Source organism: Streptomyces bicolor, assembly GCF_000719285.1.
Taxonomy (GTDB): domain Bacteria; phylum Actinomycetota; class Actinomycetes; order Streptomycetales; family Streptomycetaceae; genus Streptomyces; species Streptomyces bicolor.
Map to the genome: position 1 here is coordinate 1 of NZ_JOFS01000106.1, position 660 is coordinate 660.

Genomic DNA, 660 nt, shown 5'->3' on the forward strand with positions numbered 1-660 from the left:
CTTCCAGAAGGCGAGCTGCTTGTTCGCCAAGGAGTCGGGGTCGGCTTCCGTGCCGAGGAGTTCGTGCAGCCACAGGGTGTAGTCGGCGTACTGCACCGGGAGCGCGGACCACTCCGGCGCCCGGCCCTGGAGCCGGGCGCGGAACGCGGTCTCCAGATCGCGTCCGAGCGGCCCCATCGAGGCACCGTCGCTCGCGATGTGGTGCACGAGCAGCAGCAGGACGTGCTCGTCGGGTCCGACGGTGAACAGCGTCGTCCGGAGCGGCAGCTCGGTAGCCAGGTCGAACACGTACTGTCCCGCGTCGCGCAGCGCGGCCTGCACCTCGCCTTCCTGGCAGATGACCTGATGCAGCCTCACCTCGACGGCGTCCGTTCCCAGCACCGTCTGGGCCGAGCTGCCGTCGATCTCCTGGAAGACCGTCCGCAGGCTTTCGTGCCGTACCACCACATCGTTCAGAGCCTGCTCGAGAGCCCCCGTGTCCAGGTCCCCGGTGATCCGGAACGCCACCGGGACGTTGTACGTGGCGTTCGCGCCCTCCAGCTTGTCGAGGAACCACAGCCGGTTCTGGGCCGGTGACAGCGGAATCCGTGCCGGGCGCTCCGTCGCGGTCAGCGCGGTCCGGGCCGAGCCCGCTTGCGCGATCTGGGCGGCGAGCGTGGC

Annotated in this window: 1 protein-coding gene; it reads right to left on the reverse strand. The window is 69.8% G+C overall.

Going from position 1 to position 660, the window contains the following annotated elements; translation table 11 throughout:
- Positions 1 to 660: condensation domain-containing protein (locus IF78_RS44665; RefSeq protein ID WP_037642968.1), on the reverse strand; the 660-nt coding region annotated here is incomplete at both ends.